The sequence below is a fragment of the Kitasatospora sp. NPDC058218 genome (assembly GCF_042882445.1).
Classification (GTDB): domain Bacteria; phylum Actinomycetota; class Actinomycetes; order Streptomycetales; family Streptomycetaceae; genus Kitasatospora.
In genome coordinates this window covers 93,069-99,297 of the sequence record NZ_JBHVWC010000037.1, presented here as the reverse complement: position 1 = coordinate 99,297, position 6,229 = coordinate 93,069, and the positions used below count along the sequence as shown (strand labels likewise).

Sequence of the window (6,229 nt, the reverse complement as noted above, 5' to 3'; positions counted from 1 at the left end):
GAGGCCGGACCCCGCCCGGGGTCCGGCCTCCGTCGCCGTACCTACTCTCCTACTTGAGCATCGCGGCGACCTCGACCGCCCAGTAGGTGAGGATCTGCTCGGCACCGGCCCGGCGGATCGAGGTCAGCGTCTCCAGGATCATCCGCTCCCGGTCGATCCAGCCGTTGGCGGCGGCGGCCTCGACCATCGCGTACTCGCCGGAGACCTGGTAGGCGGCGACCGGCACCGGCGAGGCGTCGGCCACCTGGCGCAGGATGTCCAGGTAGGCCATCGCGGGCTTGACCATCACCAGGTCGGCGCCCTCGGCGACGTCCAGCTCCAGCTCGCGCAGCGCCTCGCGGGCGTTGGCCGGGTCCTGCTGGTAGCTCTTGCGGTCGCCCTTCAGCGAGGAGCCGACCGCCTCCCGGAACGGGCCGTAGAACGCCGAGGCGTACTTGGCCGTGTAGGCGAGGATGCCGGTGTCCTGGTGCCCGGCCTCGTCCAGGGCCCGGCGGACCACCGCGATCTGACCGTCCATCATCCCGGACGGGCCGACCAGGTGGACGCCGGCGTCCGCCTGCACCCGGGCCATCTCGGCGTAGCGCTCCAGCGTCGCGTCGTTGTCCACGCTGCCGTCGGCGGCCAGGACGCCGCAGTGACCGTGGTCGGTGTACTCGTCCAGGCAGAGGTCGGACATGACCACCAGGGAGTCGCCGACCTCGGAGACCACGTCCCGGATCGCCTGCTGCAGGATGCCGTCCGGGTTGGTGCCCTCGCTGCCGACCGCGTCCTGCACCTCGGGCACGCCGAACAGCATGACCCCGCCCAGGCCCGCCTCGGCGGCCTCGACCGCGGCCTTGCGCAGCGTGTCACGGGTGTGCTGGACCACGCCCGGCATCGACGTCACCGGGACCGGCTCGCGGACGCCCTCGCGGACGAACAGCGGCAGGATCAGCTCCGCCGGGTGCAGCCGGGTCTCCGCGACCAGCCGGCGCATCGCCGGGGTCGAGCGCAGCCGGCGGGGGCGAACGTACGGGAATTCAGCGGACACGGCTTCTCTCTCCGAACGGTTGTCCAGCGCCGGGGGCGACGGTGCGCCGACCCCGGCCTCGGGTTACTCGGGCGACAGGCCTCAGCGGGCCTTGCGGCGCGAGCCGGGACGGCGCTCGCTGGGCCGGTAGACCGGCTCGCCCGCCGCCGTCGCGGTGTCGCGGCGCCTGGCCCCGAAGTCTGCCAGGGCCTGGGCCAGCGCGGCCGCCGACGGCGCCGGGGCCATCACGTCGACCCGCAGGCCGTGCTCCTCGGCGGTCTTGGCGGTGGCCGGGCCGATGCAGGCGATGACCGTCACGTTGTGCGGCTTGCCGGCGATGCCCACCAGGTTCCGCACGGTCGAGGACGAGGTGAACAGCACGGCGTCGAAGCCGCCGCCCTTGATCGCCTCGCGGGTCTCGGCCGGCGGCGGCGAGGCGCGCACCGTCCGGTACGCCGTCACGTCGTCGACCTCCCAGCCCAGCTCGACCAGGCCGGCCACCAGGGTCTCGGTGGCGATGTCGGCGCGCGGCAGCAGCACCCGGTCGATCGGGTCGAACACCGGGTCGTACGGCGGCCAGTCCTCCAGCAGCCCGGCGGCGGACTGCTCGCCGGACGGTACGAGGTCCGGCTTCACGCCGAAGTCCACCAGCGCCTGCGCGGTGGTCTCGCCGACCGCCGCGACCTTGATCCCGGCGAACGCCCGGGCGTCCAGGCCGTACTCCTCGAACTTCTCGCGGACGGCGCGCACCGCGTTCACCGAGGTGAAGGCGATCCACTCGTAGCGGCCGGTGACCAGGCCCTTGATCGCCCGCTCCATCTGCTGCGGGGTGCGCGGCGGCTCGACCGCGATGGTCGGCACCTCCTGCGGCACCGCGCCGTACGAGCGCAGCTGCTCGGAGAGGCCGGTGGCCTGCTCCTTGGTGCGCGGCACCAGCACGTTCCAGCCGAACAGCGGCTTGGTCTCGAACCACGAGTGCGAGGCGCGGTGCGCGACCTGCTCCCCCACCACGGCTATCACCGAGGTCGCCGGGTCCACCGGGGCGGAGACCGGCGAGGGCAGCACCCGGGCCACCTTGAGGTCGGCCGCGATGGTGGCCAGGGTGGCGGTGAAGGTGCGCTGGCGGGTGGTGGTGCCGGAGAGCGTCGCGCTGAGCGCCGACTCCGGCTTGCGGCCGTTGGAGACCAGCGCGTTGGCGGTGGCCGGCAGCTGGCCCAGGGTGGTGCGCACCACCAGGGTGGTCTCCGGCGCGCCCAGGTCCACCGGACTGCCGGCGAGCAGGGCCGCGCCGTCCACGAACCGGACGTCGGTGCCGCCCACGCCGCGCAGCGGGACACCCGCGTAGGCCGGGACGCCGACCGACTGGGCGACGCCGGGGATCACCTCGAAGTGGATGCCGTGGCCCGCGCAGCCGAGCATCTCCTCGGCGGCGCAGCCGTCCAGGCCGGGGTCGCCGTCGACGGTGCGGACCACGTGCTTGCCCGAGCGGACCGCCTCGGCGACCAGCTCGGCCAGGTCGAACTCGGGGCCCTCGGCGCCCGGGGTGTGCACCTGCACACCGGCCGGACAGTGGCTGCGCACGGCGGCGGCGGTGAGCGGGTCGGCGACCAGGATGTCGGCCGAGGCCAGCACCTCGACGGCGCGCAGGGTCAGCAGGCCCGGGTCCCCGGGGCCCGCGCCCAGGAAGGTGCACCGGCCCGCGGCGGGCGTCCCGCCCGGGAAGGGGCTGTCGGCCGGGAACGGCGTCTCGGTGGCGGCGGTGGGGCTCATCGGGCTCGCTCCCCCATCAGGGCGGCCGCGCCCGCGTCGAGCAGCCGGGCGGCCAGGGCGCGGCCGAGGGCCGCCGCCTGCTGCTCGGCGGTCTCGTCGAGGACGATCGGACCGTTGGCGGACATCTTCAGCAGGGTGGCGCCGTCGACCGTGCCGACCACGCCCTCCAGCTGCAGTTCGTACTCGTGGCCCCAGGTGGCCAGCGCGGCGACCGGTGCGGAGCAGCCGGCCTCCAGGGTGGCGAGCAGGGCACGCTCGGCGGCCACCGCGACCCGGGTGGGGGCGTGGTCGAGGGCCGACAGCGCGGCGGCCAGCTCGGCGTCGGCGGTGGTGCACTCGATGGCGAGCGCACCCTGGCCGGGGGCCGGGACCATCAGCTCGGGGTCGAGGTGCTCGGTGATCTCGGCGGCGCGGCCGAGCCGGTTCAGACCGGCGGTGGCCAGCACCACCGCGTCCAGCTCACCGGAGGACACGAAGCCGATCCGGGTGTCCACGTTGCCGCGGATCGCGACCGTCTCGATCTGGGCCCCTCGGCCGCGGGCCCAGGCGTTGAGCTGGGCCATCCGGCGCGGGGAGCCGGTGCCGATCCGGGCGGCGCGCCCGGCGCCGGCCAGCTTCTCCACCAGCTCGCCCAGGGCGAGGCCCTCGCGCGCCACCAGGGCGTCGCGGACGTCCTCGCGCGCGGGGACGGCGGCCAGCACCAGGCCCTCGGGCTCGGCGGTGGGCAGGTCCTTCAGCGAGTGCACGGCGAAGTCGATCCGGCGCTCCAGCAGCGCGTCGCGCAGGGCGGAGACGAACACGCCGGTGCCGCCGATCTGCGCCAGCGCCTCCTTGGAGGTGTCGCCGTAGGTGGTGATCTCCACCAGCTCGACGGGGCGCCCGGTGACCCTGGTCACCTCGCGGGCGACCATGCCCGACTGGGCCATGGCGAGCGCGCTGCGCCGGGTGCCGAGCCGCAGTGCTGCGGTGGCGGCCGGGGCCTGGTCGGTGAGCGGTTGACCATTCATGAGGTGATCGTCCCGGTGGTACTCGTGGGATGGCTGACGGTTCATCTGGCGCCCCCGCCCGAAGGCTGCTGGGTGCCGATCGGGGTGCCCGAGACCGCGTGCACGGCCGCCGGGTCAAGGTCGAACAGCTCGCGCAGCGCGTCCGCGTAGGAGGCGCCGCCCGGCTCGGCGGCAAGCTGCTTCACCCGCACGGTCGGGGCGTGCAGCAGCTTGTCGACGACACGGCGGACGGTCTGGGTGATCTCGGCGCGGGAGCGCTCGTCCAGGGCGGGCAGCCGCGAGTCGAGGCGGCCCAGCTCGGCGGCGACCACGTCGGAGGCCATCGCCCGCAGCGCCACCACGGTCGGGGCGATCCGGGCGGCCCGCTGGGCGGCCGCGAAGGCGGTGACCTCGTCGGCGACGATGCCGGACACGGCGTCGACGTCCCCGGCGCCGGGGGTGGCGGCGTGGGCGTGCGAGAGGCTCTCCAGGTCGACCAGGAGTGCGCCGGGCAGCTCGTGCACGGCGTGGTCGACGTCGCGCGGCATGGCCAGGTCGAGCAGCGCCAGCGGGGTCGCGCCGGCCCGTGCGGCGACCGCGGCCGCGACGTCCTCGGCCCTGATCACCACGCCGGCCGCGCCGGTGCAGGAGATCACCAGGTCGACGTCGGCCAGCGCCTCGGGCACCTTGGCCAGGTCGAGCGTCCGGGCCACGTCGGCGCCGAGGATCTCGACCAGGCGCTCGGCGCGCTCGGGCGTCCGGTTGGCGACCAGCAGATCGGTGACGCCGGAGCGGACCAGCGTGGCGGCGGCCAGCGAGCTCATCGAGCCGGCGCCGACCACCAGGGCGCGCTTGCCCGCGATCTCGCCCGCGCCGGCCGCGACCTGCTCCAGGCCGAAGGTCACCAGCGACTGGCCGGCCTTGTCGATGCCGGTCTCGCTGTGCGCCCGCTTGCCGACCCGCAGGGCCTGCTGGAACAGCTCGTTCAGGCCGCGCCCGGCGGTGTGCTCCTCCTGGGCCCTGGCCAGCGCGTCGCGCAGCTGGCCGAGGATCTGCCCCTCGCCGACCACCATCGAGTCCAGGCCGCAGGCCACCGAGAAGAGGTGGTGGACCGCGCGGTCCTCGTAGTGGACGTAGAGGTGGGAGGTCAGCTCCTCCAGGTCCACCCCGCTGTGGTGGGCCAGCAGCAGCGACAGCTCGGCGACGCCGGCGTGGAACTTGTCCACGTCCGCGTACAGCTCGATCCGGTTGCAGGTGTTCAGCAGCGCGGCCTCGGCGACGGTCGCGGTGGCCGCCGCGTCGTGCAGCAGCCGGGTCGGCACGTCACCGGTCAGGGCGGCGCGCTCCAGCACGCCGACCGGGGCGGTGCGATGGCTCAGTCCTACGACGAGAAGGCTCATGCCCGCCCCCAGGTGCCACGGATCCCGGACCTCGTGCGCCCGGCCCGCTGCGCCGTACGTCCGCTTCGCTCCACGCGCGCCTTCCCGATGGTTCGCCCGCTCACGCCGGCATCACCGCGGAGAGCTCGCCCTCGCCGCCGGCCTTGCCGGGCTTGGTCTTGGCCGGCGCCTCGCCGTCCTTGGCCGGCTCGGTGGCCGGACGGGCCTTGCCGCTGCCGCCGGCGGCGGCGCGGCGCAGCTTGGCCGCGGCCGCGCGGACCGGGCCCGGGGCGCGGTCCAGCACCGACTCGGTGCGGTCCGGCTCCTCGCCCGCCTTGCGCTGCTCGTGGAAGGCCAGGATCTGCAGCTCGATGGAGAGGTCCACCTTGCGCACGTCCACGCCGTCCGGGACGGTGAGCACCGTCGGGGCGAAGTTCAGGATGCTGGTGACGCCGGCCTCGACCAGGCGGTCGCAGACCTGCTGGGCGGCGCCGGGCGGGGTGGTGATGACACCGATGGAGACGTGCTGGTTCTCCACGATGGACTCCAGTTCGTCCATGTGGCGCACCGGGAGGCCGGCCGCACTGCTGCCGACCACGGCCGGGTCGGCGTCCAGCAGGGCCGCCACCCGGAATCCCCGGGAGGCGAAGCCGCCGTAGTTGGCGAGGGCGTGGCCGAGGTTCCCGATGCCGACGATGACGACGGGCCAGTCCTGGGTCAGGCCCAGCTCGCGGGAGATCTGGTAGACGAGGTACTCGACGTCGTAGCCGACGCCGCGGGTCCCGTACGAGCCCAGGTAGGAGAAGTCCTTGCGCAGCTTCGCGGAGTTCACGCCGGCGGCGGCCGCCAGCTCCTCCGAGGAGACGGTCGGCACGGAACGCTCGGAGAGCGCGGTGAGTGCCCGCAGGTAGAGGGGAAGGCGGGCGACGGTCGCCTCCGGGATGCCCCGGGCACGCGAGGGTCGGCGCGCGGCGCCCTGGTCGGGCGTCTGCGAACTGCTCTGTGGTGATCGGCCGATTGCCACGGTGCTCCTGTGGGTGAAGCTGGGCTTTGGCAGCCAGGCTATGCGTTTGTGAACGTGTGCA

At 74.7% G+C, this 6,229-nt stretch carries 5 protein-coding genes; all 5 read right to left on the bottom strand.

Translation table 11 applies throughout. The features are described from left to right. Window positions 1–49: 49 nt before the first annotated feature. A complete protein-coding gene (gene hemB, locus ACFVYI_RS23395; protein ID WP_387888686.1) occupies window positions 50–1,030 on the bottom strand; it encodes a porphobilinogen synthase in 981 nt (326 codons plus the stop codon). Window positions 1,031–1,111: 81 nt separating this feature from the next. After that, entirely contained in the window at window positions 1,112–2,779 is a 1,668-nt protein-coding gene (locus ACFVYI_RS23390) for a uroporphyrinogen-III synthase (protein ID WP_360640278.1), read from the bottom strand. After that, window positions 2,776–3,786 (bottom strand): hydroxymethylbilane synthase, encoded by a 1,011-nt coding sequence (gene hemC / locus ACFVYI_RS23385; RefSeq protein ID WP_387888683.1) that lies wholly within the window; start codon window positions 3,784–3,786, stop codon window positions 2,776–2,778. Before hemC ends, ACFVYI_RS23390 begins: the two co-directional genes overlap by 4 nt. 41 nt (window positions 3,787–3,827) lie before the next feature. Continuing rightward, window positions 3,828–5,165 carry a glutamyl-tRNA reductase gene (locus ACFVYI_RS23380; RefSeq protein WP_387888681.1) on the bottom strand — a complete coding sequence of 446 codons (1,338 nt, stop codon included), beginning with the start codon at window positions 5,163–5,165 and terminating at the stop codon, window positions 3,828–3,830. Window positions 5,166–5,265: 100 nt separating this feature from the next. Further along, window positions 5,266–6,168: a redox-sensing transcriptional repressor Rex gene (locus ACFVYI_RS23375; protein ID WP_387888679.1), complete on the bottom strand. Its 903-nt coding sequence runs from the start codon at window positions 6,166–6,168 to the stop codon at window positions 5,266–5,268. Window positions 6,169–6,229: the final 61 nt, after the last annotated feature.